At 75.4% G+C, this 25004-nt stretch carries 20 protein-coding genes and 3 tRNA genes; 6 read left to right on the top strand and 17 right to left on the bottom strand.

What is annotated here, in order from left to right:
* Position 1 precedes the first annotated feature (1 nt).
* The 7 genes from DMP17_RS19825 to orn form a co-directional block, all read right to left on the bottom strand.
* Positions 2–1447 carry an MFS transporter gene (locus DMP17_RS19825; RefSeq protein ID WP_337830271.1) on the bottom strand — a complete coding sequence of 482 codons (1446 nt, stop codon included), beginning with the start codon at positions 1445–1447 and terminating at the stop codon, positions 2–4.
* An 81-nt stretch (positions 1448–1528) separates the two neighbouring features.
* The gene (locus DMP17_RS19820) at positions 1529–3457 is read right to left on the bottom strand and encodes an NAD(P)/FAD-dependent oxidoreductase (protein WP_337830270.1); all 1929 of its coding nucleotides are present in this window, start codon (positions 3455–3457) and stop codon (positions 1529–1531) included.
* Positions 3458–3483: 26 nt separating this feature from the next.
* Positions 3484–4266 (bottom strand): SDR family NAD(P)-dependent oxidoreductase, encoded by a 783-nt coding sequence (locus tag DMP17_RS19815; RefSeq protein ID WP_337830269.1) that lies wholly within the window; start codon positions 4264–4266, stop codon positions 3484–3486.
* Positions 4267–4366: 100 nt separating this feature from the next.
* A tRNA-Lys gene (locus DMP17_RS19810) sits at positions 4367–4442 on the bottom strand.
* A 23-nt stretch (positions 4443–4465) separates the two neighbouring features.
* Positions 4466–4538: transfer RNA gene (locus DMP17_RS19805), tRNA-Lys, on the bottom strand.
* A gap of 81 nt (positions 4539–4619) precedes the next feature.
* A tRNA-His gene (locus DMP17_RS19800) sits at positions 4620–4692 on the bottom strand.
* Positions 4693–4756: 64 nt separating this feature from the next.
* Positions 4757–5389 carry an oligoribonuclease gene (gene orn / locus DMP17_RS19795; protein WP_208821361.1) on the bottom strand — a complete coding sequence of 211 codons (633 nt, stop codon included), beginning with the start codon at positions 5387–5389 and terminating at the stop codon, positions 4757–4759.
* Positions 5390–5468: 79 nt separating this feature from the next.
* Here orn and DMP17_RS19790 point away from each other — a divergent pair, with 79 nt between their 5' ends.
* Positions 5469–7037, top strand: a complete 1569-nt coding sequence (locus tag DMP17_RS19790; RefSeq protein ID WP_226355630.1) for a helicase HerA-like domain-containing protein — start codon at positions 5469–5471, stop codon at positions 7035–7037.
* A gap of 8 nt (positions 7038–7045) precedes the next feature.
* Here DMP17_RS19790 and DMP17_RS19785 read toward each other — a convergent pair whose 3' ends face one another.
* The 5 genes from DMP17_RS19785 to DMP17_RS19765 all read right to left on the bottom strand — a co-directional run bounded on the left by DMP17_RS19785 (position 7046) and on the right by DMP17_RS19765 (position 15351).
* The gene (locus DMP17_RS19785) at positions 7046–8764 is read right to left on the bottom strand and encodes a PH domain-containing protein (RefSeq protein ID WP_337830268.1); all 1719 of its coding nucleotides are present in this window, start codon (positions 8762–8764) and stop codon (positions 7046–7048) included.
* Positions 8761–9309, bottom strand: a complete 549-nt coding sequence (locus DMP17_RS19780; protein WP_226355632.1) for a PH domain-containing protein — start codon at positions 9307–9309, stop codon at positions 8761–8763. The genes DMP17_RS19785 and DMP17_RS19780 overlap by 4 nt, the downstream gene beginning before the upstream one ends.
* A gap of 167 nt (positions 9310–9476) precedes the next feature.
* On the bottom strand, positions 9477–11768 hold the full coding sequence (locus DMP17_RS19775) for an ArnT family glycosyltransferase (protein ID WP_337830267.1): 2292 nt from the start codon (positions 11766–11768) through the stop codon (positions 9477–9479).
* Positions 11765–13042, bottom strand: coding sequence for a bifunctional glycosyltransferase family 2/GtrA family protein (locus DMP17_RS19770; protein ID WP_226355634.1), 1278 nt, complete (start codon positions 13040–13042; stop codon positions 11765–11767). Before DMP17_RS19770 ends, DMP17_RS19775 begins: the two co-directional genes overlap by 4 nt.
* A 101-nt stretch (positions 13043–13143) precedes the next feature.
* Positions 13144–15351, bottom strand: a complete 2208-nt coding sequence (locus DMP17_RS19765) for a glycosyltransferase family 39 protein (protein ID WP_443217897.1) — start codon at positions 15349–15351, stop codon at positions 13144–13146.
* 315 nt (positions 15352–15666) lie between these two features.
* Between DMP17_RS19765 and DMP17_RS19760 the strand changes: the two genes are divergently transcribed.
* Together DMP17_RS19760 and DMP17_RS19755 are read left to right on the top strand one after the other, a co-directional pair.
* Positions 15667–16179, top strand: a complete 513-nt coding sequence (locus DMP17_RS19760) for a hypothetical protein (RefSeq protein WP_337830266.1) — start codon at positions 15667–15669, stop codon at positions 16177–16179.
* A gap of 100 nt (positions 16180–16279) precedes the next feature.
* Positions 16280–17065 carry an HAD family hydrolase gene (locus DMP17_RS19755; protein ID WP_337830265.1) on the top strand — a complete coding sequence of 262 codons (786 nt, stop codon included), beginning with the start codon at positions 16280–16282 and terminating at the stop codon, positions 17063–17065.
* 63 nt (positions 17066–17128) lie between these two features.
* Here DMP17_RS19755 and DMP17_RS19750 read toward each other — a convergent pair whose 3' ends face one another.
* Both DMP17_RS19750 and DMP17_RS19745 read right to left on the bottom strand, forming a co-directional pair.
* Positions 17129–18118: a sucrase ferredoxin gene (locus DMP17_RS19750; RefSeq protein ID WP_337830264.1), complete on the bottom strand. Its 990-nt coding sequence runs from the start codon at positions 18116–18118 to the stop codon at positions 17129–17131.
* 53 nt (positions 18119–18171) lie between these two features.
* Positions 18172–19830, bottom strand: coding sequence for an AMP-binding protein (locus tag DMP17_RS19745; RefSeq protein ID WP_337830263.1), 1659 nt, complete (start codon positions 19828–19830; stop codon positions 18172–18174).
* A 165-nt stretch (positions 19831–19995) separates the two neighbouring features.
* Here DMP17_RS19745 and DMP17_RS19740 point away from each other — a divergent pair, with 165 nt between their 5' ends.
* The 3 genes from DMP17_RS19740 (at position 19996) to DMP17_RS19730 (ending at position 21942) form a co-directional block, all read left to right on the top strand.
* A complete protein-coding gene (locus DMP17_RS19740) occupies positions 19996–20196 on the top strand; it encodes a hypothetical protein (protein WP_226355639.1) in 201 nt (66 codons plus the stop codon).
* A 62-nt stretch (positions 20197–20258) separates the two neighbouring features.
* Positions 20259–20798 carry a spermidine N1-acetyltransferase gene (speG, locus tag DMP17_RS19735; protein ID WP_226355640.1) on the top strand — a complete coding sequence of 180 codons (540 nt, stop codon included), beginning with the start codon at positions 20259–20261 and terminating at the stop codon, positions 20796–20798.
* 349 nt (positions 20799–21147) lie between these two features.
* On the top strand, positions 21148–21942 hold the full coding sequence (locus tag DMP17_RS19730; protein ID WP_226355641.1) for a MerR family transcriptional regulator: 795 nt from the start codon (positions 21148–21150) through the stop codon (positions 21940–21942).
* On the opposite strand, the gene DMP17_RS19725 is transcribed toward DMP17_RS19730, so the two are convergent.
* Genes DMP17_RS19725 through DMP17_RS19715 form a run of 3 tightly spaced genes read right to left on the bottom strand, consistent with a single transcriptional unit; the run spans position 21931 to position 24992 of the window.
* Positions 21931–23433: a sensor histidine kinase gene (locus DMP17_RS19725; protein ID WP_337830262.1), complete on the bottom strand. Its 1503-nt coding sequence runs from the start codon at positions 23431–23433 to the stop codon at positions 21931–21933. The genes DMP17_RS19730 and DMP17_RS19725 overlap by 12 nt on opposite strands.
* A 4-nt stretch (positions 23434–23437) precedes the next feature.
* Complete coding sequence (locus DMP17_RS19720; protein WP_226355643.1) at positions 23438–24178, bottom strand: response regulator transcription factor; 741 nt, start codon at positions 24176–24178, stop codon at positions 23438–23440.
* A 52-nt stretch (positions 24179–24230) separates the two neighbouring features.
* Entirely contained in the window at positions 24231–24992 is a 762-nt protein-coding gene (locus tag DMP17_RS19715) for a siderophore-interacting protein (protein ID WP_226366761.1), read from the bottom strand.
* Positions 24993–25004: the final 12 nt, after the last annotated feature.

Genomic DNA, 25004 nt, shown 5'->3' with positions numbered 1-25004 from the left:
CTCAGGACGCGCGGGCGGGGGACGGGGCCGCGGGGAACAGCGCCGCGACCCGTGCCGCGGAGGCACAGGCCCGCGCCGTCGTCCCCAGCACACCGAGCACCACGACCGCCACGGTCAGCGGCGTCACGACCGCCCACGCCGTCGCGACCCCGGCGGCGGTGCTCGCCGCGGTGGCGACCACGGTCCCGCTGACCGCGACGCCGAACGACTGCCCGGCCTGCCTGCTCGTCGAGGCCACCGCGGCGGCGACCCCGGCCCGCTCCGGCGGCATCCCGTTCACCGCGGTGTTCGTGATCGGCGGGTTGAGCAGGGCGAACCCGCAGCCGAACACCCCGTGCGCGAGCAGGATCAGCCACAGCGGCGTCGTCGGGGAGAGCTGGGAGAAGGTGAGCGCGACCAGCACCATCGCGCTCCCGCCCAGCACCAGCGGCAGGCGTGCCCCGCGGGCGGCGACCATCCGCCCGGACAGCGGCGCGACCACCGTGGTGGCGACGGCGGCCGGCAGCAGGGTCAGCCCGGCCTGCAGCGCACCGAGCCCGCGGACGTCCTGCAGGTAGAGCGCGGACAGGAACAGCAGCGAGCCGAACGCCGCGAACGCGCAGACCGCGATCACCGTCGCCGAGGTGAACGGGGCGCTCCGGAAGAACCGCAGCTCCACCAGCGGTTCGGGGTGGCGCCGCTCCCAGACCACCAGGGAGACCAGGGCGACGACGGCCAGCGCCGCCAGCCCGAGCACCCCCGCCGACGACCAGCCCAGCCGCGGGCCCCCGATCACCGCCGCCACCGTCGACCCGAGCAGCGCCACCACGAGGAGCTGCCCCACCGGGTCGGCCCGCCGCGGACGGGCGGCCCGCGACTCCGGGACGAGCCGGGCCGTCAGGACCCAGGCCGCCAGCACGACGGGGATGTTCACCCAGAAGATCGCCCGCCAGCCGACGGTGTCCACGAGCAGCCCGCCGAGCACCGGGCCGACGCCCAGCGAGATGCCGACCATCGCGCCCCACACGCCGATCGCGCGGGCCCGCTCCCGGACGTCGGTGAAGACGTTGGTGATGATCGACATGGCGACCGGGTTGAGCATCGCGCCGCCGAGGGCCTGCACCACCCGCGCCCCGATCAGCCAGCCGACCGTCGGGGCCAGGCTGCACAGCAGCGACCCGATCCCGAACAGGACGAGCCCGGTCTGGAAGATGCGGCGGCGCCCGACCCGGTCGGCCGTCGCACCGGCCAGCATCAGGAAGCAGGCCAGGACGACGGTGTAGGCGTCGACGGTCCACTGCAGCTCGGTGATCGAGGCGTGCAGGTCCGCGACGAGCGCGGGCAGCGCCACGTTGATGATCGTGACGTCCATGGAGACGACGAGGATGCTCGTGCACAGCACGGCCAGGATCAGCAGCCGGTGCCGGCGTCCGGCGGGCCCGGCAGGTACGACGACGTCGTTCCCCACGGCATCTCCTTGTCCGGAGCTAACGAACCGGGGTCGACGATAGACCGCCCCGCGGCGCCCGGCCCGCGACGGCGACCGGTCTCACCCCGCCGCGGGGTCCGGCTCCGCCGGGGTGAGGTGGAAGTCGGCGAGGTCGGGTGTCCGCGTCCGCGCCCAGAAGTCGACGCCGCGGAACGGGCTCAGCGCGACCACCCGGCCCGCCCGGTTGCGGAACCAGTTGGTGGTGCCGGGATGGGTCCAGACGAGGCCCTCGTGCGCGGCGTCGATCTCGGCGTTGTAGGCGGCGGTCATGTCCTCCCGCACCTCCAGCGCCGCGATCCCGTCCTCGACCATCCGGACCAGCAGCTGGGCGATGTAGGCGACCGAGCACTCGGTGACGTGGATCGTGCTGCCGCCGTGGCCGAGGAAGGTGTTGGGCCCGCCGACGAGGAAGAGGTTCGGGAAGTCCGGCACCGTCGTCCCGAGGTGGGCGCGGGCGTCGTCGTCGCCCCAGTGGTCGCGCAGGGTCGCCCCGGACCGGCCCCGGACGCGCATCGAGGCCAGCATGGCGCTGGTCCGGAAGCCGGTGGCCAGGACGACGACGTCGGCCTCGTGCCGCCCGCCGTCCGCGGTGTGGACGTGGTGGGCGTCGAAGCCGGTCACCGCGTCGGTGACGAGCTCGACGTCGTCGCGCAGGAGGGTGCGGAACCAGCCGTTGTCCATCAGGATCCGCTTGCCGTACGGCGGGTAGTCCGGCAGGACCTTGTCCCGCAGGTCCGTGCGGTCGCCGAGCTCCGCCTCGAGGTGCCGGGTGAAGAAGGTCCGGTGCCGGTCGTTGGCGGCGTTGACCGACCGCTCGGGGTGCTCCCACCCCGGGTCCCGGTGCAGGGTGGCGAGCAGCTTGTCCTGGAACTGCCAGACCAGCCGGATCCGGTAGAAGGCGCCGTAGTAGGGGACCTGCTCCAGCAGCAGCCGGGCGCCCTCGGGCACCTCGCGGCGGTAGTTGGGGTTCGGGGCGACCCACTGCGGCGTGCGCTGGAAGACCAGCACCCGGCCCGCGGCGTCGGCGATCGCCGGGACGATCTGCTGCGAGGTCGCCCCGGTCCCGATGACCGCGACCCGCCTGCCGGTGAGGTCGAGCGCGTGGTCCCAGCGGGAGGAGTGGAACAGCGGGCCCGCGAAGGTGTCCGCCCCGGGCAGGTCCGGGACCGACGGCTCGGTGAGCACGCCGACGCAGCTGATGACCGCGGTGACCCGCATGCGGTCGGTCGTGCCGTCCGGTCCGCGCAGCGTGACGTCCCACCGGGCGGCCGCCTCGTCCCACTCCGCGTCGGTGACCGTGGTGTGGAACCGGACCTTCGGGCGGATCCCGAGCTCGTCGGCGGCGTGCCGGAAGTAGCCGAGGATCTCGGGCTGCTTCGCGTAGTACCGCGTCCAGCCGGGCCGGGGCAGGAACGAGTAGCTGTAGAGGTGGGTCGGGGTGTCGACCCCGGCGCCGGGGTAGTCGTTCTGCGCCCAGACCCCGCCGACGTCGCCGCCCCGCTCGACGACGGTGTGGGGGATGCCGAGCTCCCGCAGCGTCGCGGCCGTCGCCACCCCGGACGGCCCCGCCCCGACCACCAGCACGTGCATCCGGTCCGCCGCCGCCGGGCGTCCCGCGGTCCAGCGGACCTCCAGGCGCGGGTGGAAGCCGGCCTCCGCGGCCATGCCCGGGCCGTACTCGGGCGGGACGGTCTCGCCCAGGGAGACGCTCAGCAGCCCGGTGATCGCGGAGTCCGGCGGTGGCTCCGGCAGTGCGCGCCGGCCGTCGCGCCACTCGGTCAGCACCGTGAACGCGGCCTCCCGGATCCGGTCGCGGACCTCCGGGGGGAACCCGCCGTCGTCGTTGTCGTCGAGGCCCTTGGTCCGGCTCGGCCGGTACGGGTCGGCCAGCCAGCGCGGGTCGCCGGTGAAGCGCTCCAGCACGAGCAGCAGCGTCGGGAGGTTCGCCGACTCCAGCGCGGTCCGGAGCTCATCGTCGCCGGCCGTCATCGTGACGGTCCGCGGGGTCGCCCGGATCACACGCTGTACCCGCCGTCGACGTACAGGGTCTGGCCGGTGACCCAGCCCGCCCGGGCCGAGAGCAGGAACGCCACGGCGTGCGCGACGTCCTCGGCCGTCCCGAGCCGCGGCAGCGCGATGTTCGAGCGGGCGATCTCCAGGGCGCGCTCGGTGTAGTCGCCGCGCTCGTTCAGGTCGTGCCACATCCCGGCCTCGATCAGGCCCGGCCCGACGCAGTTCGCCCGCACCCCGTAGCGCCCCTCCTCGGCGGCGATCCCGCGCACGATCGCCTCGACGGCCGCCTTGGGGGCGGAGGAGAGCAGGTCGCGTTTCGGGTAGCGGACGACCGCAGGCGTCGACACGGCGACGATCGCGCCCGAGGTCTCCCGCAGCGCCGCGAGCGACGCCTGCAGCAGCGTGTAGCAGGCGAGGGTGTCGTCGTGGAGCTGGTCGCGCATCCGCTCCGGGGAGGTGTTCGCGACGTAGTCCATGTGGATGTGCGGGCCCGCCGCGTAGACGACGCCCGCCAGCCCGTGCTCCCGGGCGAGGGTGTCGACCAGCGCGCCGGTCGCCCCGGCGTCGCGCAGGTCGAGCGCCTCGGTCCGGACGCGCGCGCCGCGCGCGGCCACGGCCGCCGCCGTCTCCTCGGCGCGGCCGGCGTTCGCTCGGTAGGTGAGGGCGACGTCCCAGCCGTCGTCGGCGAGCGCGGTGCAGACGGCGGCGCCGATCCCACCGGACCCTCCGGCGACGAGGACCCACCGGCGGGGGCCGGGGGAGGGCGGGGGTGCGGGGTCGGTCACGCGGCGAGCATAACGACCGTTTCTAAGTCTCGCTAGAAAACCGTGGACCGTGCCCCACGACGACGACGGCCGCCCTCCGTGTGGAGGGCGGCCGTCGTGATGGTGCGCCGTCAGGGACTTGAACCCCGAACCCGCTGGTTAAGAGCCAGCTGCTCTGCCAATTGAGCTAACGGCGCATGTGTTCAGTTGTGGTACTGCGTGCGCCGTCAGGGACTCGAACCCCGAACCCGCTGGTTAAGAGCCAGCTGCTCTGCCAATTGAGCTAACGGCGCGTGTGGAGTTGTCGTGCCTCGCCCACGCACGGAGGATCGATCCCGGACGTGCGGTGGGATCGATCGCCGAGGCGGCGACCGGGTGAGTGACGGGACTTGAACCCGCGGCCCCCTGGACCACAACCAGGTGCTCTACCAACTGAGCTACACCCACCATGCGTTCTCCCGGGCACTCCCGGAAGCGCTGGACTACTGTAGCCCGCCCGCTCCGGGGGGTGTCAGGCGGGGGTCGTACCGCCCTCCGGGGGTGCCGCGACGTGCGCGACCGCGGCCGCCGCGGCCTGCGCCTGCTCGGTCGTCGGACCGGGCGGGGCCACGAACAGCGCCTGCCGGTAGTAGGCCAGCTCGCGGATCGACTCGCGGATGTCGGCGAGCGCGCGGTGCGCGAGGCCCTTCTCCGGCTTCGCGTAGAACACCCGCGGGAACCAGCGCCGCGCCAGCTCCTTCACCGAGCTGACGTCGATCATCCGGTAGTGCAGGTACCCGTCGAGCTCGGTCATGTCCCGGGCGATGAAGCCGCGGTCGGTCGCGATTGAGTTGCCCGCCAGCGGCGCGGAGCGGGCGTCCGGGACGTGGGTGCGGACGTAGTCGAGCACCATCTTCTCGGCCTGCTCGATCGTGACCGTCGCGCGCCGGACCTCCTCGGTCAGCCCGGACCGGGCGTGCATGTCGCGCACGACGTCGGGCATCGCGTCGAGCTTCGCGTCGTCACAGGCGATCACCACGTCGACGCCCTCGCCGAGGATGTTGAGGTCGCCGTCGGTGACCAGTGCCGCGATCTCGATCAGGGCGTCGGAGCCCAGATCCAGCCCGGTCATCTCGCAGTCGATCCACACCAGCCGATCGGTCATCGCCACAGCCTAGGTGACATCGGTGCGACGGGTGCGAGCCTCGCCCGTCACCGTCGGGGGAGTGCCCTAGGCTCGCGCCGTGGCTGACGACACACCTGCTCGCACCATCGCCGCCGGATACGCCACCGACGGGGCCGCGCTGGAGCTCGGCACCGTCCTGGTCGACGGGGTGTGCGACCCGCAGGCACGGGTCCGGATCCCGCTCGCGACGCTGAACCGGCACGGCCTGGTGGCCGGGGCGACCGGCACCGGCAAGACCAAGACCCTGCAGGCACTGGCCGGGCAGCTGTCCGACGCCGGGGTCCCGGTCCTGCTCGCCGACGTCAAGGGCGACCTGTCCGGCATGGCCCGTGCGGGCGAGCCGGACGACAAGGTCACCGCCCGCGCGACCGACACCGGCGACGACTGGGTCCCGACCGCGTACCCGGTGCAGTTCCTGTCGCTGGGCGACGGCGGCGTCGCCGTCCCGGTGCGGGCGACGCTGACCCAGTTCGGCCCGATCCTGCTGGCGAAGGTGCTCGGCCTCAACGCCACCCAGGAGTCCACCCTCGGCCTGATCTTCCACTGGGCCGACCAGCGCGGGCTGCCGCTGCTCGACACCAAGGACCTGCGCGCGGTCATCCAGCACCTCACCTCCGACCAGGGCAAGGCCGACCTCAAGGGCATCGGCGGGGTCTCCCCGGCGACGGCCGGGGTCATCCTGCGCGCGCTGGTCAACCTGGAGGCCCAGGGCGGCGAGGAGTTCTTCGGCGAGCCCGAGTTCGACCCCGCGGACCTGATGCGTCAGATCGACGGGAAGGGCGTCGTCACCCTGCTGGAGCTGGCCGAACGCGCCGCGAACCCGGTGCTGTTCTCCACGTTCCTGATGTGGCTGCTCGCCGAGCTGTACGAGGAGCTGCCCGAGGCGGGCGACCTCGACCGGCCCAAGCTGGTGTTCTTCTTCGACGAGGCGCACCTGCTGTTCACCGACGCCTCGAAGGCGTTCCTCGACCGCATCGAGCAGACCGTCAAGCTCATCCGGTCCAAGGGCGTCGGCGTGTTCTTCTGCACCCAGCTGCCCACCGACGTGCCGAACGAGGTGCTGTCCCAGCTGGGCGCGCGGATCCAGCACGCGCTGCGGGCCTTCACCCCGGACGACCAGAAGGCGCTGTCGCGCACGGTGCGGACCTACCCGAAGTCCGACGTCTACGACCTGGAGTCGGCGCTGACCTCGCTGGGCACCGGTGAGGCGGTCGTGACGGTACTGTCCGAGCGCGGCGCGCCCACCCCGGTCGCCTGGACCCGGCTGCGGGCCCCGCGCTCGCTGATGGCCGCCCTGCCGGTCGACGACGTCCGCGCCGACGCCGCCGCCTCACCGCTGCAGGCGAAGTACGGACAGATGGTGGACCGCGAGTCCGCCTACGAGAAGCTCACCGCGAGCATCGCGGCCGGGCCGGGCGGCGAGGCGACGCCGGTCGAGGCGCCCCCGGCACCCGCCCCGGAGCCGGGCCAGGCCCCGCCGCCCCCGCCTCCGCCGCAGGACTCGCCGGGCGGCGGGTTCCTCTCCAAGATCGGGGACTTCCTGCAGTCGCCGACCGGCCGCCAGCTCACCAACACGGTGACCCGCGAGATCACCCGCAGCCTGTTCGGGACCCGCCGGCGTCGCTGACCCCCGGGTCAGGCCCGGAACGGGGCGACCGCGTCCGGGGTCACCGCGGCCATCAGCGCGACGGCGTCGGCGGGGTTCAGGTCCAGCACCTGCACCGCGCCGCCGCCCGCGGCGGTGGTCGCCTCCAGCGTCAGCACCCCGGCGCGGCGCTGGAACAGGCTCTGCCGCACCCGCCAGCCGATGACGCCGTCGCGGCGCAGCGCGGTCGTCGTGCGCAGCAGCGACCCGTGCCGGGCGACGAGGTAGCGCTCGTCGAGCCGGTGGCCCAGGGCGCGGTAACGGTCCAGCGCGAGCGGCACGGCCAGCACCACCAGTGCCACACCCACCACGACCGGCCACACCGCGGCGTCGAACCAGGCGAGCACCCCGAGCGCCGCGGCGGGGACGAGCGCCGGACCGACCGCGCGGACCAGCCGCCGGGTCCGGGCCCGCGCCGGGTGCGCCCGCAGCGGGCCGTCGGTGACGGGGCCGGTCGCGCGTGCGGCCGTCGCGGCGACGGCGTGGGCGTGCGCGCGGCGCACCGGCGGGCCGAGGGCGCCGCCGCCGGAGCCCTTGTCCTCCCCGGCGAGCCCGACGGTCAGCGCCCCGGCCTGGGCGCCGCCGCCCAGGGCGCGCACCAGCAGCGGCTCGGACACCGTCACCCCGCGCAGCCGCTGCTCGGACACCGACAGCGACCGCTTGGTCAGCAGGCCGCGCCGTACCCGCAGCGTGCCGTCGGGCTCGCGGCTGAGCCGGTAGTCCCACCAGCGCTCCACGAACAGCACGATGCTGCCGGCGACCATGACCAGCAGCAGGAGCCCGACCGCGACGAGCACCGTCGCCCAGACCGGTGCGGCCGACAGCTCCCCGGCGACGGCGTCCGCGCCGGGCAGCGAGCGCGGGTCGAGGCCGGTCTCGTTCAGCAGGTTCCAGCCGGCGCCGGCCAGCGCGCCGATCGCGGCCAGCGAGCTGACCGTCAGCGGGGCGTAGCGCAGCGAGGACCAGTCGATCCGGTCGAGCCGCTCGCCCCCGGGTTCGGCGGGATCCGACGGACCGACCGGAACGCGTGCGTCCCCGTCGGTTCCGTTCTCGGCTGTCTCGTTCTCGGGGGTCCCGTTATCGGCTCCGGCCCGTCCGTGTGCCGGGCCGGGACGGGCGAGCAGCTCGCGGCGCAGCCGTTCGGCCTCGTCGGTGGTGACGGCGTCGAGGTCCAGGCCGGAGTCCCGGCCGCCCTGTCCGGAGCCGACCTTCACCACCGAGACCCCGACCATCCGGTGCAGCAACGGAGTCGTCAGGTCGACGGTGCGGATCCGGTCCCGTGGTACCGAGCGGCGCTGTCGGTTCAGCAGTCCGCTGTGGAGCTCGACGCGTTCGTCGGTGATCCGGTACCGGGTCGTGCGCCAGCGGACGACGCCCGCCGCGACGGCGAGCACGACGGCCGCACCCGCGATCCACACCTGGGCACGGTGTCCGCTGCCCGCACCGAACAGGACGAGCACGACCAGGGCGGGCGCGAGCCTCAGCAGCGCGGTGCCCGGCGCGACGAGCAGCATCCGGCCCGGCAGCCGCCGCCAGGGGGACTCGGAGAACCCGCCGGATCCGGGGTCGGCCCCGGCGACGGGGTGGTCGGGCGCGGGCGCGGGCTCGCTGCGGTACCGGTCGGCGGGGTGGTCGTGCGCCGGCGGGGGGCCGCCGCGGTACCGGTCGGCAGGCTCGTCCCGGTGCCCGGTGTGGCCGGGTTCGCTCACGTCGCGTCCCCGGCGTACCGGCCGGTGGTCTCGGTGAGCCGGCGGGCCAGCTCGCTCGCCACCTCGGCGTCGAGCCCGGCGATCCGGACCGGTCCACGCGCCGACGCCGTCGTGACCGTGACCGTGGCCAGGCGCAGCGCCTGCTGCAGCGGGCCGTGCTCGGTGTCGACGGTCTGCACCCGCGGGATCGGCGCGATCCGCCACTCGCGCACCAGCCAGCCCGAGCGGTGGTAGACGGCGTCGTCGGTCACCTCCCAGCGGTGCAGCCGGTAGCGCAGCGACGGCACGACGAGCGTCCCGACCAGCAGCCACAGCACCGTGAGCCCCGCCGCGACGGCGAGCAGCGGGTGCCACGGGCGGGCCGGCAGCAGGTAGGCGCCGACACCCTGCGCGACCAGCAGCAGGACCGGCAGCGGGAGCGCGGACAGCCGCCACCACCAGATCGCGCGCGGGTCGACCCGGTTCGCGGGCGGGCGCAGCGGCAGCGGCAGCGCTGCCCCGGTGGGGCCGGGTTCGCCGGTCGTGCGGGGGCCGGTGGCGGTCATGACCCCACTCTGCCGAACGGTCGTGCGCGCAGCACCCGAGCACGCCGGGCGATGCGCGACCGTGGCCGGAGGAGAGACCGAGCTACCCCGCCGAGTGGCACGTCAGGTACCTCGGCAGGAGGGTGCCGGGTACCTGACGTGCCACTCGACGGGGGCTCGGGCCGGGCTCAGCGGGACGGGGCGGACAGGTCGTAGACGGTCGTGCCGTCGACGGTCGTCGCCGTGTAGTGCTCGGTGACCCAGGTGGTGATCTCGGCGCCGACCCCGCGGTCGCCGCCGGGGCCGCCACCCGAACCGCTCACGAGGTAGCGGATCTCGCCGTCGTGCACGTACTGCTGGAACTGCGCGAGAGTCGGGTACTCGTCGCTGCCCGACCAGCCGCCGATTGCCAGCACGGCGGTGTCGCCACCGGCCGCGAGCATCAGCGACGCCGCACTCTGCGAACCGATCGTGGCCGCGGCCCAGCGGGCCGGTCCGGCGTCGCGGAGCAGCGCCGCGACCTGGGCGCTCGCACGTCCCTCGCCCGGACCACCACGCCCGCCGCCCTGCTGCCCGGCCGCGCCGCCCTGTCCGGCCGCGCCGCCCTGTCCGGCCGCGCCGCCCTGTCCGGCCGCGCCGCCCTGTCCGGCCGCGCCGCCCTGTCCGGCCGCACCGTTCTGTCCGGCCATGCCGTTCTGCCCGGAGGCGTTCTGTCCGCTGGCGCCCGGCCGACCCGTCGCTCCGGCGCCCGCGGCGTCGCCGCCCGAGGTGGCAGCGGCCCGGTCGCCGTCGCGGAACCGGCCGCCCCGCCCGCCCGGACCACCACCGCCGTCGCCACCGGCGACCGACGGGCCCGCGGTCGGGATCGACCCGGCGTGCGTCGTCGCGGCGGTCTGCACGGCGTAGGCGGCCGGGGCCGCCACCCCGCTCAGGACGGCCACCCCGAGCACCACGGCGAGCCTCCGGCGTCCTCGGCCCGGCAGGAGCAGGGCGACCCCGGCGAGCACGCCGACCACCAGCACCGCCCACCGCAGCCACGGCAGGAACTCCGGCGACCAGCCGAGCATCGTGAACGCCCACACCGCGGTGCCCGCGGTCGCGGCGGCGAGCACTCCGCGAGCCCACCACCGGTCCCGCTCGCCCAGCACCTCGCGCCCGCCGATCGCGATCAGCGCGGCGATCCCGGGGGCGAGTGCCACCGAGTAGTACGGGTGGACGATCCCCTCCATGAACGACAGCACGAGCGCCGTCACCAGGGTCCAGCCGCCCCAGAGCAGCAGCGACCCGCGGACGGCGTCGGTGCGCGACCGGCGTCCGCGCACGACCAGCGCGGCCACGAACAGCAGCAGCGCGGCCGGCAGCAGCCACGAGATCTGGGTGCCGAACGACGACTCGAACATCCGCAGCAGCCCGGACTGCCCACTGAACCCGCCGCCCCCGGGCCCGCCGCCCATACCGCCGCCGCCCATACCGCTCATGCCGCCGGCCGTGGACATCCCGCCGCCGGTGGGCATGCTGTCGCCGGTGGGCATGCCGCCACCCGTGGGCATGCCGCTGCCTGTGGGCATGCCGCCGCCCGCGGCGTCGCCGGCTCCACCGGGGGCACCGCCGCCCGGCATGCCCCCGCCGCCCCTGCCGCCCTCGCTGCCGGTGATGCGGCCCAGCCCGTTGTAGCCGAACGCCAGGCCGAGCGGGGTGTTGTCCCCGGACCCGCCGATGTACGGCCGAGCGTCCACCGGCCACAGCGCGACGGCGAGCAGCCACCACCCCGCCCCGACGACGAGCCCGGCGCCCCCCACCAGCAGCTGCCACACCCGTCGCCACGGCCGGCCGGGCGCGGCCCACGCCCAGGCCAGCGCCATCCCCGGCAGCACCAGGAACGCCTGCAGCGACTTGGTCAGGAACGCCAGGCCGAGGACGAGACCGGCCCCGGCGATCCAGCGCGTCCGGCCGTCCTGCAGCCCCCGCACCACCAGGTACGCCGCGACGACCATCAGCAGGGTCAGCATCGCGTCGGGGTTGTCGAACCGGAACATCAGCGCCGCGACCGGGGTCAGCGCGAGCAGCGCCCCGGCCAGCAGCCCGGCGCCGTGCCCGGACACCCGGCGCACCGCGGCGTAGAGCACCCCTACGGCGGCGACGCCCATCAGCGCCTGCGGCACCAGCAGGCTCCACGAGGAGAACCCGAAGATCCGGGCGGCGAGCTCCATCGGCCACAGCGACGCCGGCGGCTTGTCGACGGTGATCCCGTTCGCCGGGTCCAGCGACCCGAAGAAGAACGCCGTCCAGTCGTTTGCGCCGGCCTGCACCGCGGCCGTGTAGAAGGAGTTCGCCCAGCCCGACGCGCTGAGGTTCCAGAGGTAGAGCACCGCGGTGCCGGCGAGCAGCGCGGCGACCGAGGCGGGCCGCGCCCACCCCCGGCCGGCGGGGGCGGGCGCGGTGTCGGACCGGACGGTGTCCCGGTCGAGGGTGCTGGTCACAGAGCGGTCGCCTTCTCGAGCGGGGCGGTGGCCGGCGCGGAGGCGCCCCGGAACACCCAGGAACGGAACAGCACGAAACGCAGCACCGTCGCGACCAGGTTCGCGACGACGATCACCGCCACCTCCACCGCCAGGTGCGCCCCCGGCGCGAGCAGCGCCAGCAGGCCGAGCGCACCGGTGGTCAGCCCGAGCCCCAGCCCGAACACGACCAGGCCCTGGAACTGGTGGGTGACCGCCCGGTCCCGGCCGCGGACGCCGAAGGTGAACCGACGGTTCAGCGCCGTGTTGGCGATCGCGCAGATCAGCATCGCGGCGACGTTGGCCGTGATCGCACCGAACAGCCCGCGGAAGGCGAGGAACAGCAGCAGGTTCGCCACCGTCGACGCGACGCCGATCGCGGCGAACCGGGCCAGCTGGAACGGCATCGCCCGCGGTACCCCCGGGACCGGGGCCGGGGCGAGCGGGGCGCGGCCGAGCTGGGCCCGGATGTCGGCGATCGGCAGCGCACCCGTCGCGAGCGCCCGCCCGACCCGCCACACGCCCTTGAGGTCGGCCGTCGCGGTCGCCACGATGTCCACACTGGAGTTCGGGTCGTCCACCCAGTCCACCGGGACCTCGTGGATCCGCAGCCCGGCGCGCTCGGCGAGCACCAGCAGCTCGGTGTCGAAGAACCAGCCGGTGTCCTCGACCAGCGGCAGCAGCCGCCGCGCGACGTCGGACCGGATCGCCTTGAAACCGCACTGGGCGTCGGAGAACCGGGCGGACAGCGCGCCGCGCAGGATCAGGTTGTAGCTGCGCGAGATGAACTCGCGCTTGCGCCCGCGCACCACCCGCGAGGTCCGCGCCAGCCGGGTCCCGATCGCCAGGTCGGAATGTCCCGACACCAGCGGCGCGACCAGCGGGAGCAGCGCGCCGAGGTCGGTGGAGAGGTCGACGTCGCAGTAGGCGAGGACGTCGGCGTCCGAGCCGCTCCACACGTGGCGCAGCGCCCGGCCGCGGCCCTTCTGCTCCAGCCGCACCGCGACGACCTGCTCGATCTCGCCGGCGAGGCGGGCCGCGATCGCCGGGGTGGCGTCGGTGCTCGCGTTGTCGGCGATGGTGATCCGGAACGAGTAGGGGAACCCGGAGGTCAGGAAGGCGTGCAGCCGCCGGACCGAGGACTCGAGGTCGCCCTCCTCGTTGTAGACGGGGACGACGATGTCGAGCACCGTCCGGGAGTGTCGGCCGGGTGCCGGGTCGGTGCCGGTCTCGGGGCCGGCGACGAGGGTGGTCATGCCGTCGACACTGGGCGCGTGCGCTGTCGCGGCCGTGTGATCGACCTGTGCGCCGGCTGTGAGCCCCTCCGCTGTGAGCTCCCGCCCCGCCGCCGGCCCGGTCACGACGCGCTCAGGTCGTAGAGGGTGACGCCGTCCACGGTCGTCGCCGGGAACGTCGCCTCCACCCACTCGGCGATCCGCGCCGCGGCGTCGCTGCCACCGGAGTCGGTCGAGATCATCCCGGTGCCCGACGACCCGACGAACCAGTGGATCCTCTTCTCGGCGACGAGGTCCTGGAACTGCTGCAGCGTCGGGTACGGGTCGGTCCCGTTGAACCCGCCGACGGCGAGCACCGGCGCGTCCGCGCCGAGCTGGTAGCCCGCGGCCTGCATCGAGCTGACCGCGGCCGCGGCCCAGGTGAAGGTGCCGGAGTCCTGCTGGATCAGGGCGGTGACCTGCGACGACGGCGTGGGTGCGCTGAGGATGCCGCCCGGGCCACCGCCGCGCCCGCCGGCACCCCCGCCGCGACCACCGCCCTGTGCCGCGCCGTTCTGCGTGATGCCGTTCTGGGGCGCGCCACCCTGCGTGGCACCGTTCTGGGCGGCACCGTTCTGGGCCGCACCGTTCTGTGTCGTGCCGCCCTGTGTCGTGCCGCCCTGTGTCGTGCCGCCCTGTGTCGTGCCGCCCTGTGTCGTGCCGCCCTGTGTCGTACCGCTCGGTGCGGCGCCGCTCCGGGCCGTGCCGCCGCCCGGTGCGCCACCGGGACCGCCCTGGCCGCCGCGCATCCCGCCGAAGCCTCCGGACCCGCCGCCACCGCCCGGACCGCCACCGCCCGGACCGCCGCGTCCGCCGGGACCGGTGCCGTAGCCCTCGGGCCCGGAGCTCGGGATCGCCCCGCTGTGCGCGGTCCCCGCCGTCGCCACCGCCCAGGCCGCCGTACCGCCCGCACCGGCGAGCAGCGCCGCGGTCAGCACCCCGACCGCGACCACCCGCGGCATCCGGTGCACCCCGATCAGCGCGGCCGCCGCGAGCAGCCCCACGACCAGCACCGTCCAGCGCAACCACGCCAGCCAGTCCGAGGGCAGCAGCGTGAACGACCAGACCGCCGTCACCGCGACGACCGCCGCGAGCGACAGCCGCGCGGCGAGCGAGCCGCGGTCGCGCCACAGCGACGCGCCGCCGATCCCGACCAGCGCGGCGACCGCCGGGGCCAGCGCGACGGTGTAGTAGCTGTGGATGATCCCGGCCATCAGGCTGAACGTCAGAGCGGTGACCAGCAGCCAGCCGCCCCACAGCAGGGCCGCCGCCCGCGTCGGGTCGGTGCGCGGGGCGCGCCGGGTCCGCACCAGCAGCACGCCGAGCAGCAGCAGCGCCGCGGGCAGCAGCCAGGACGCCTCCCGGGCCATCTCCGACCCGAACAGCCGCAGCAGTCCGGTCTCGCCCCAGCCCCCGCTCCGCCCGCCCGCGCCGCCGCCGACGGAGCCGACCTCGTCGCCGGTGAGCCGGCCGACGCCGTTGTAGCCGAACACCAGCTCCAGCACACTGTTCGTCTGCGACCCGCCGATGTAGGGCCGGTCCGCCGCCGGCCACAGCTCGACGGTGAGCACCCACCAGCCCGCCGACACGACCAGCGCCGCCGCGGCGGCGAGCAGGCCGCGGATCCGCGGCCACCACGCGACCGGCGCGGCGAGCAGCCACACCGCGGTGAACGCCGGCAGCACCAGGAACGCCTGCAGCATCTTGGTGAGGAAGCCGTAGCCGACGAGCACGCCGGCGAGCACCAGCCAGCCGGTGCGGCCCCGCTCCACGGCCCGGGTCAGCGCGTACGCGGCGCCGGTCAGGACCAGCACGAGCATCGCGTCCGGATTGTCGAAGCGGAACATCAGCACCGCGACCGGGGTCAGCGCGAGCGCGGCCCCGGCCAGCAGCCCGGCGCCGGACCCGGCGACCCGGCGCACCGACGCGTGCAGCAGCGCGACCGCACCGACGCCCATCAGCGCCTGCGGGACCAGCACGCTCCAGCTCGACAGCCCGAACAGCCGGACCGACAGCCCGATCGGCCAGAGCGCGCCCGGCGCCTTGTCGACGGTGATGCCGCCCGCGGCGTCGGACGCCCCGAAGAACCACGCCGACCAGCTCTCGCCGCCGGCCTGCGCGGCCGCGGCGTAGAACGCGTTGCCCCAGCCGGACGCCGACAGCCCCCACAGGTAGAGGGCCGCCGTCCCGGCCAGCAGGACGACCAGCGGCAGCCGGCCGAGCAGCCGTCGCGGCGGCGGGGACGGATCGGGCGCGGGGACCGGTCGGGACCGGGACAGGGTGCTCGTCACCCGGCCGACGCTCCCGCCGACCGCTGTGCGGACCCGGTGATCGACCTGTGAACCAGCTGTGCGGACCCGCCCCCGGGCCGCGCGGCCGCGCGGTGCCTATCGCCGCGCCTATCGCCGTGCCTATCGCCGTGGCCGTGGCCGTGGCGGTCTCGGTCGTCGTCTCGGTCGTCGTCGCGGTCGCCGGAGACCGGGACGGAGGGCGGATTCCGATGTCGCGCACAGCCTGCGCACAGGCACGACCACCAGCGTGGGTGCCGGTCGCGCGCCGCGGGCATCGTGCCCGCCCCGCGTGACCGGAAGAGGAGTCATCACCCCATGTCCCCCGAGACCACCCCCGCCCGTACGGACGTCCTCGACGCCGACGGGTCACCCACCCCACGGCTGCGTCGTGGCCGCCGGATCGCCGCCGGGACCGCCATCGCCGTCGTCCTGCTGGGGTCCGCCGCCTGCGGCACCTCGGCCGCCTCGACCGGATCGGCCGACACCGCGTCGTCGGGAGCACAGTCCGGTGCGGCGTCGTCGGGAACGCAGTCCGGGGCCGCCGGTGACGACGCGCTGATGGCCTGCCTGGAGCAGAACGGCGTCCCGGCCCCGCCGGACGGCGGCGGCTCCGGCGGCGGGACCCCGCCGAGCGGCGCCCCGGCCGCGAACGGACAGGCCGGCCAGGGCGGCGCCCAGCAGGGCGGACAGGGCGGCGGTGCGCCGCAGGCCGGAGCCGGCGGCGGTCAGGCCCCGCCCGGCGTCGACGCCACGGTGTGGGAGAAGGCGCAGGCGGCCTGTGCGTCCGTCGCCGGCGGCGGCGAGGCGACCCAGGGCACCGCCGGCTGACCCGTCCCGATCCCGCACGATCACCGGTCGGGGAGCACAGCGCGCGCCCACCGCGCCATGGACTGCCCGACCGGTGATCACCGCGGTTAGGGTCGGACGGGTGATCAGGCTCGTCGCACTCGACATCGACGGCACCGTCGTCCACGGCCGTCGCCCGCCCACCCGCCGGGTGCTCGACGCGATCGCGCTCGCCGGTTCACGGGCCGAGGTCATGCTCTGCACCGGCCGGACCGTCGTCGGGGTCGCACCCGCCCTGGACGCGATCGGGCTGAGCCGCGGCGTCACCCTCACGTCCAACGGGGCGGTGGAGATGGACACCGGCACCCGGCGCGTCCTGTCCGTGGCCCGGTTCGAGTGGGCGGTCGTCGCCGACGCGCTGGAGCGGATGACGGCGCTGTTCCCCGGCGCGGTGTTCGCCTGCGAGCACGTCGGTGTCGGCCAGCGGATCTCCGCGCCGTTCCCGGACGGGATCCTCGCCGGCACGGTCAGCGAGGTCGGCCCGGCCGGTCTGCTCGACGAGCCGACCCCGAAGCTGATCATGTACTGGCCGGGTCACAGCCCGGCCGAGACCGCAGCGCGGGCCGCGGACCTGCACGTCGAGGGCACCGAGCCGACGCTGGACCACGAGCTGCCGTGGGTGACGATGGTGCCGGCCGGGGTGTCGAAGGCGTCCGGGCTGGCCCGCGTCGCGGACCGGCTGGGCATCGACCGGTCCGAGGTCCTCGCCGTCGGCGACGGTGACAACGACCGCGCCATGCTCCGCTGGGCGGGCCGGGGGATCGCGATGGGCCAGGCCCCGCCGCAGGTGCACGCCGACGCGGACGAGACGACCGCGACCGTCGCCGACGACGGCCTGGCCCACGCCCTGGAACGCGCGTTCGGCTGAGCCCGGTCCCCGAGCCCGGGCCGGTCCGGATCGTGGGCCGGGCCGGGAGCTGCGCCGGGATGGTCAGTGGCGCGCGGTGCTCACCCGGGCGCGCACGACCGACCGGACCCGCGTCGCGGTGCGCCGCACCCGCCGGCGCAGGACGGGGACACCGGCGACCATCGGCACCGCCGGCTCCAGGGCGGCCCCGCAGGACGGCGGCCGCGCCGGCAGCGCGGCGCCGGCCCGGACCGGGACCGTCCACACCCGACCGTCGCGGGCGCGCACGGTCACGGTCACGGGTCCGCCGTCGGTGGGGGAGACGGGGTCGACGAGCAGGGCGCCGGCGTCCCCGATCCCGGTGTGCTCGCGCACCGCCAGCTCCGCCAGCTGCTGCGCCGGGTCCAGGCCGGTGTGTCCACGGCAGGCCCACGGGTCGACGCCGCCACCGGCCGCGGCCTTGAGCGCGGCGAGCGCGGCGCCGGTGTCGAGACGGCCGTAGGCGTAGCCGGTCGGCAGCACCAGCGCGGTCGGCGCGAAGCGATGCCCACCGAGGTGGGTGCACTCCCAGACGTCTGCGCCCTCGGCGGCCAGGTCCCCGGCCAGCGCGCGGCCGAGGACGGCACAGCACACGTCGCGCCGACCGTGTGCGCACACGAGCATCACCGGGTCGGTGACCGGAGTGCCGGCGGCCGGGTCGAGGTCGATCCCGGCCAGGTCGTCGGTGCTACGGACGGTGCGTGACCAGGCCAGTGAGGCGCCCGGCGCGAGGTCGGCGACGTACACGGTACGGGCGTCGTCGGCGGCACACCTGCCCGCCCGTCCGGTGCGCCGGATCAGCAGCAGCGTCACGTCGTCGGCGCGGAGCCGTGCCCACAGTGCGGCGACCGCGGGGTCGGGATGGTCGGCGACGGCCCGCGGCCACGCGCCGACGTGCTCGACGGCCACCAGCCGTCGCACGTGGGGAGCGGTCCCGGTCTGGGGCTCGCCCGCGGCCTCGCTGAGACCCGCACAGCCGGCCGTCGCCCGCGGGGTGGGGCCGCGCGACGCGTCGGTGGCCGGCGGGTCCGTCATCGGGCCAGTGTAGAGAAGGGTCGCCTAACTTCAAGTCGGGCCCCTCGGACGGGTCACCCCCGGCCGGGTAGTTCGGCCCGCAGCACCTTCCCGGTCTGGTTGCGCGGCAGCTCGTCCAGGAAGTGCACGTCCCGTGGGGCGGCGAACTTCTCCAGGTCGGACTTCACCCGGCTGCGGATCGCGTCCGCGGTGACGTCGGCTCCCGGCTCGAGCACCACCCAGGCGGCGAACCGCTGGCCGTACTCGTCGTCGTCCACCCCGAGCACGCAGGCCTCGCGCACCCCGTCCATCCCCGAGACGAGCTCCTCGACCGGGCCGGGGTGCAGGTTCTCCCCGCCCGAGACGATCATGTCGTCGGCGCGGCCGGTGAGGAACAGCCGTCCCTGCTCGTCGAGGTGTCCGACGTCGCCGGTCCCGAGCAGCCCGTCGCGTTCCTCCAGGCCGTCCTCGCCGCCGGTGTAGCCCTCGAACGGCAGGTCGTTGCCCACGAACACCCGGCCGTCGACGCCTGCCGCGGCGGGCCGGTCGTCGTCGTCGAGGATGACCAGGGTGGTCCCGGCCGGGGCGCGGCCCGCGGTGCCGGGGGCGTCGCGCAGGTCCTCCGGTCCGGCGATCGAGACCCACGAGACCTCGGTGGAGCCGTAGAGGTTGTAGAGGCAGTCGCCGAAGCGGTCCATGAACCGGTTGGCCTGCCCGCCGGGCAGCGCCGACCCGGAGACGGCCACGATCCGCGGGCCCTCGTCGTCGCCCCAGCCCTCGGCCTCGGACTCCAGGACCCGCTGGAGCATCACCGGCACCGCGAACACCGTCGTGCACCGGCGCTCGCGCACGGCGTCGAGGAACCCCTCGGGGGTGAACCTGCGGCGCAGCACGACGGTCGCGCCGTGCAGCGAGGCGAGCAGCAGCCCGGCGTTGCCCCAGGTGTGGAACAGCGGCGCGGCGATGTGCGTCGGCTCACCGGCGCGCAGCGGGATCGCCGACAGGATCGACGCCGCCGGGGCGAGGGTCGACGGGTGCGGCCGCTTGGCGCCCTTCGGCGTCCCGGTGGTCCCGGAGGTCAGCACGATCTGCTGGGACGGCTCCGGCTTGAACGGCAGCTCGCCCGGCCCGCCGCGCTCGACCATCGCGTCGAGGTCGTCGAGCGCGCGGTCGCCCGCGGGGCGCGGCCCGTCCGGGGTGCGGGTCAGCACGACGCGCGGCCCGTCCGGGACGATGTCGAGGAAGTCCGGGTCGGCGACGAGGGTGTGCAGCTGCTGCTGCTCCTGCACCCCGCGCATCTGCTCGGCCGAGAGCCCGGTGTTCACCAGCACGACGTCGGCGCCCGCCTTGCCCGCCGCGACCATCGCCTCGATCGGCGCGCGGGCGTTGCGGCACAGCACCCCGACCGGGGCGCCCGGCCCGGCGCCGGAGTCGAGCAGCGCCAGCGCCAGGCTGTCGGTGCGGGCCTCCAGCTCGGCGTAGGTGGTGACCCCGTCGTCGTCGACGACGGCGAGCCGGTACGGGTGGCGGGCCGCCCCGACGGCGAACGCGGCGGTGATGCTGTTGCCGTAGCGCACCAGGGCCCGGCCCATCCCGTACAGCTTCCCGGGGCCGAGCGGGCGGACGACTCCCGAGCGGGTCAGGGCCACGGCGGCGCGGGCGGTGCCGCTGCCCAGCTCGTAGGCGGTACGGGCGGTGCCGGAGAGGTTCTGGAGCAGCGGGGAGCCAGCCATGCGGCGCAGTCTGGCAGGGCCACCCGCAGCCGCGTCGGGTCCGGTCCGGGGATCTGTGTCAGAGGTCACTGAGCATGTCCGTCATGTTTCGTAGGGTGAAGACGATGTGTCCCTCGGTGACCCACAGGTCGCCGAACTCTCCACCACACACCGTCGGGGATCCTGATGCGCCTCTACCTGCCCACACGCACGTCCACTTCCGGCCGCACCCTGGTCCGCGCGGGACGTCCGACCAAGTCGATGCCCGGGTTCGGCGGCCTCGCCGGCGTCTGCCGCTGCGGAGCGGCCCGGCCCGCCGACGCGCGCGCCCTGCCGTGGCGCGACTGTCCGTCCTGCACACCGCAGCGGGCCCGCGCCGGGCGCTGAACGCCCCGGCCTCGTAGGTTCCCGGGTCGACGGGCACCGGGCCCGTCGACCGCGGAGGCCCCATGAGTACGCCCACCCCCGAGATGCGGCTGCGCGCCCTCGAGCGCGAGGACCTGCCGTTCGTCCACGGGCTGTCGAACGACTCCGGGATCATGTCGTACTGGTTCGAGGAGCCCTACGAGTCGCTCGTCGAGCTGCAGGAGATCTTCGCCCGGCACGTGCACGACAACCGCGAGCGGCGGTTCATCATCGACTGCGCCGGCGAGCGCGCCGGCCTGGTCGAGCTGGTGGAGATCGACTACATCCACCGCAACGCCGAGTTCCAGATCATCGTCGCCCCCGCCTTCCAGGGCCGGGGTCTCGCCGCCCGCGCCACCGCCGCGGCCCTCGACTACGCCTTCGGCGTGCTGAACCTGCACAAGGTGTACCTCGTCGTCGACGTCGACAACGCCCGCGCCGTGCGCGCCTACGAACGCACCGGCTTCGTCGTGGAGGGCGAGCTGCGCGAGGAGTACTTCGCCAGCGGCCGCTACCACGACGCGTACCGGATGGCGGTGCTGCAGCGCGAGCACCTCGGTCGCACCGTCGACGGACCGCGCTGAGCGGACCGGACCGGCCGGCAGGGAGGGGGACCCGTCGGCCGGCCCGGCGTGCACCGGTCGCGGGCATGCGACCGGAGTCGGGCGCGTCGACCGTGATGACGACGACACCCATGAACAGTACTATCCCGCCACGTACTCGTGTCAACGTTCCGCTACGCTGCGCCCATGACCAGCAGGAACCGGGTGTGGGTCGGTGTCAGCTCGATGTCGCGGTGCGGATCGGGCAACCGATGACATCGTTGATCGTCGGGTGAGTGCCCGCGACCGTCGTCGCCGCGGGTCACGGGGTGGTTGCGGCCCGCCCGTCGTCGCCGTGCGCGCCCGGCTACCCCGGGTAGGATCCGCCCCGATGTCCGGAACTCCGACGGCCGGGGACGAGTTCCCGATCGACAAGCTCGCCGCGCGTGCCGGCATGACCGTCCGCAACGTGCGCGCCCACCTGTCCCGCGGGCTGCTGCAGCCGGGGGAGATGCGCGGGCGCACCGCCTGGTACGGCCCCGTCCACCTGGCCCGGCTGGAGCTGATCGCCGGCCTGCAGCGGCGCGGGTTCTCGCTCGCCGCGATCGGTGTGCTGATCAACCAGACCCCCTCCGGCAGCGCCGAGGAGGCGTTGCGCCTCTACCGCGGCATGCTCGCCCCGTGGCAGCCGGAGGAGCCGGTCGAGCTCGCCGAGGAGGACCTGGCCGAGTGGGCCGGCGCCCGGACGTCCCCGGAGTTCGTCGGGCAGCTGGTCGCCTCCGGGATGATCGAGCGCACCGGCCCGGGGCGGCTGCGCGTGCTCAACCCGTCGATGGTCCGGTCCGGGGCGCACGCCGTCGCCCTCGGCCTGGCCCCGGAGGCGGTGCAGCAGGTCGGCGACGAGCTGCTGACCCGCACCCGTGAGATCGCCGAGATCTTCGTCGAGCTGTTCCGGGAGCAGGTCTGGGCGGCGCACGTCGCGGCCGGGCTGCCCCGCAGCGGCGTCGCGGACCTGCGCACGGCGGTCGAGGCCCTGCAGCCGGTCGCCACCCAGTCGCTGCTGGGCGCCTTCCGCCAGACGATGCAGCAGGCGATGGACGACTTCATCCGCCGGCTGTCCACCGACCTCGCCCCGGCCGACCCGCCCGTCGGCCCCGGGGCCGCGGAGCCGTACTCAGACCGGTAGGTCGACGGTGAACACCGTCCGGCCGGGGGCGCTGTCGACCCCGACCGTCCCGTCGTGGGCGGCGACGACCGCGGCGACGATCGCGAGGCCCAGCCCGGTGCTGGGAGTGTCGTTCCCGGCGCGGGTGCGTCCCTCCGCGCCGCGGGCGAACCGCTCGAACACCCGGGACAGGACGTCCGGGGCGATGCCGGGGCCGTCGTCGGCGACCCGCAGCCGGACCCGGCCGGGGACGGGCCGGTCGAGGGAGACGGTGACCGTCGTGCCGGGCGGGGTGTGGGTGCGGGCGTTCGCGAACAGGTTGGTGACCACCTGGGCGAGCCGGTGGGCGTCGCCGGTGACCGTGACCGGCTCGTCGGGCAGCTGCGGGAACCAGCGGTGGTCGCGGCCCGCCACGTGGGCGTCCCCGACGGCGTCGAGGACCAGCCGGGTGAGGTCCACCTCGGCGCGCTCCAGCGGGCGGCCCGCGTCGAGCCGGGCGAGCAGCAGCAGGTCCTCGACCAGGGTGGACATGCGTTCGGCCTGCGAGCTGATCCGGGCCAGTGCGTGCGTGGTCCGCTCCGGGACCGGGTCGCGCTCGCGGCGCGACAGCTCGGCGTAGCCGCGGATCGCCGTCAGCGGGGTGCGCAGCTCGTGGCTGGCGTCGGCGACGAAGCGGCGCAGCCGGGTCTCGGACTCCTGGCGGGCGGCGAGCGCGCCCTCGACGTTGTCGAGCATGTGGTTGAGCGCGGTGCCGACCTGGCCGACCTCGGTGCGGGGGTCGGGGTCGGGGACGCGGGCGGCGAGGTGGACCTCGCCCCGGTCCAGCGGCAGGTCCCCGACCTGCGCGGCGACGCCGGCGACGCGCTCCAGGGGGCGCAGCTCGCGGCGCACCAGCACGGCCGCGGCGATGCCCGCGAGCACCACCGCCCCGCCCAGCACCACGAGCTCGGTGACGACGAGCCTGGTCACGGTGGCGCCGGCGTTGTCCGGCTGCGCGATCAGGTAGGTCGTCGTCCCCTCGGTCCAGCCGATCGCCCGGTAGTCGCCCAGGGACAGGGTGACGTCGTGCGGTGCGGTGTCGGCGGGCACCGACCGGAGCGCGCCGAGGTCGTCGTCGGACACCGCGGTGCTGGTGCCGCCGCGCTGGGCGAGCCGGGCCACGACGACACGGCCGTCGTCGAACACCGCGCCGATCGCGTTCGCGCTCGGGCCGGGGCCGAGGAACACCCCGTCGGGCGGGCCGGAGCGCCGGCCGCCGTCGCCGGACGGGGCGCCGGTCCCGTCGCCCTCGTCCTGGGTCAGCGGCCCGGGGGCGCGCCCGGTCTGCTGGGCGACGAAGCCCTCCAGGGAGAACGACAGCTCGTGGTCCTGCCGGGTGGACAGGTAGCGGTCGAGGGAGAGCGTCGTCGCGACGCCGATCGCCACGCACGCCACCGTGAACAGCAGCAGCACCGTGACGACCAGCCGGGCCCGCAGCGAGCGGACCCGGCCGGAGACGCGGGTGACGACCACCGGGTCACTCCGCCGCGGGACGCAGCACGTAGCCCGCGCCGCGCACCGTGTGGATCATCGGCCGGCGCCCGGCGTCGATCTTCTTGCGCAGGTAGGAGACGTAGAGCTCGACCACGTTGGACTGGCCGCCGAAGTCGTAGTTCCACACCCGGTCGAGGATCTGGGCCTTCGACAGCACCCGGCGCGGGTTGCGCATGAGGTAGCGCAGCAGCTCGAACTCGGTCGCGGTCAGCTCCACCGGGTCGCCGGCGCGCGACACCTCGTGCGCGTCCTCGTCGAGCACCAGGTCGCCGACGACCAGCTCGGAGGAGCGCTGGGCGGCGGCCATCCCGGCGCGGCGCAGCAGCCCGCGCAGCCGCGCGACCAGCTCCTCCAGCGAGAACGGCTTGGTGACGTAGTCGTCGCCGCCCGCGGTGAGGCCCGCGACCCGGTCCTCGACGGCGTCGCGCGCGGTCAGGAACAGCACCGGCACCTCGGGGGTGTCGGCGCGGACCCGGCGCAGCACCTCGAAGCCGTCGAAGTCGGGCAGCATCACGTCCAGCACGATCGCGTCCGGGCGGAACTCGCGGGCGTGGCGGACCGCGGACATGCCGTCGGCGGCGGCGCGGACCTCCCAGCCCTCGTAGCGCAGGGCCATCGACAGCAGGTCCGACAGCGTCGACTCGTCGTCCACCACGAGCACCCGGATCGGGCCGCCGTCGGCGCGGCGCAGCGGGTCGGCGTCCCGGTCCATCACCTCGGTCATGCTAGGAGCACACCGCACGAACCTGTGCGACGGCTGTGCACCGGCTGTCGGTTCACCGGGCGCGCCAGTACCCCGTGGCGTAGACGGCGCGCCGGTCGAACCCCCGCTCGCCGAGCAGGTGCGCGCGCAGCTCCTTGACCGCGGCGGACTCGCCGGACAGCCACGCCTGGCCGCGCCCGTCGGGCAGCTGTGCGGCCCGCACCGCCGCGACCAGCGGCTCACCTGCCGGGGCGTCGCCCCGGTGCACCCAGGTGACGGCGACGTCGCCGGGCAGGGTCTGCTCCTCGCCGGCGTCGGCGACCTCGGCGACGACCCGGACCGGCACCCCGGGCGCGTCCTCGGCGAGGGTCTCGCAGACGGTCGCGATGGCGGGCAGCGCGGACTCGTCGCCGATCACGAGGTGGTGCGCGGCGGCCGGGTCCGGCTCCCAGCGCCCGCCGGGCTCGGACACCCCGACCCAGTCCCCGGGGGCGGCCGACACGGCCCAGGCGGCGGCCGGGCCGTGCCCGGCGTGCACGACGAAGTCGACGTCGAGCTCACCGTGGCCGCCGGCGTCGGGGGCGAAGCGGCGCACCGTGTAGGTGCGGATCGCCGGGCGGGCCTCCCCGGCGGGCCAGACCGGTCCGCCGGTCGAGGCGCGCGGCACGGCGGGCCGTTCCTGGCCCTCGACCGGGAAGAACATCTTGATCCGGCGGTCCGGGCCGTGCCCGGGGAACCCGGCCAGCTCCTCGCCGGTCAGGGTCACCCGGACCATGCCGGGGGTGACCCGCTCGGTGCGGGCCACCTGCAGCAGGCGTGGTGCGGTCGTGCTCATGGCCGGGAATTG

It is taken from the genome of Pseudonocardia sp. TMWB2A, assembly GCF_017312135.1.
This window is presented reverse-complemented; position numbering and strand designations above follow the sequence as displayed.

Coding starts and splice junctions, on each gene's coding strand:
- DMP17_RS19820 (WP_337830270.1), bottom strand. CDS start 3,457: ATGACGGCCGGCGACGATGAGCTCCGGACCGCGCTGGAGTCGGCGAAC.
- orn (WP_208821361.1), bottom strand. CDS start 5,389: ATGACCGATCGGCTGGTGTGGATCGACTGCGAGATGACCGGGCTGGAT.
- DMP17_RS19780 (WP_226355632.1), bottom strand. CDS start 9,309: ATGACCGCCACCGGCCCCCGCACGACCGGCGAACCCGGCCCCACCGGG.
- DMP17_RS19770 (WP_226355634.1), bottom strand. CDS start 13,042: ATGACCACCCTCGTCGCCGGCCCCGAGACCGGCACCGACCCGGCACCC.
- DMP17_RS19760 (WP_337830266.1), top strand. CDS start 15,667: ATGTCCCCCGAGACCACCCCCGCCCGTACGGACGTCCTCGACGCCGAC.
- DMP17_RS19750 (WP_337830264.1), bottom strand. CDS start 18,118: ATGACGGACCCGCCGGCCACCGACGCGTCGCGCGGCCCCACCCCGCGG.
- DMP17_RS19745 (WP_337830263.1), bottom strand. CDS start 19,830: ATGGCTGGCTCCCCGCTGCTCCAGAACCTCTCCGGCACCGCCCGTACC.
- DMP17_RS19740 (WP_226355639.1), top strand. CDS start 19,996: ATGCGCCTCTACCTGCCCACACGCACGTCCACTTCCGGCCGCACCCTG.
- speG (WP_226355640.1), top strand. CDS start 20,259: ATGAGTACGCCCACCCCCGAGATGCGGCTGCGCGCCCTCGAGCGCGAG.
- DMP17_RS19730 (WP_226355641.1), top strand. CDS start 21,148: ATGTCCGGAACTCCGACGGCCGGGGACGAGTTCCCGATCGACAAGCTC.
- DMP17_RS19720 (WP_226355643.1), bottom strand. CDS start 24,178: ATGACCGAGGTGATGGACCGGGACGCCGACCCGCTGCGCCGCGCCGAC.
- DMP17_RS19715 (WP_226366761.1), bottom strand. CDS start 24,992: ATGAGCACGACCGCACCACGCCTGCTGCAGGTGGCCCGCACCGAGCGG.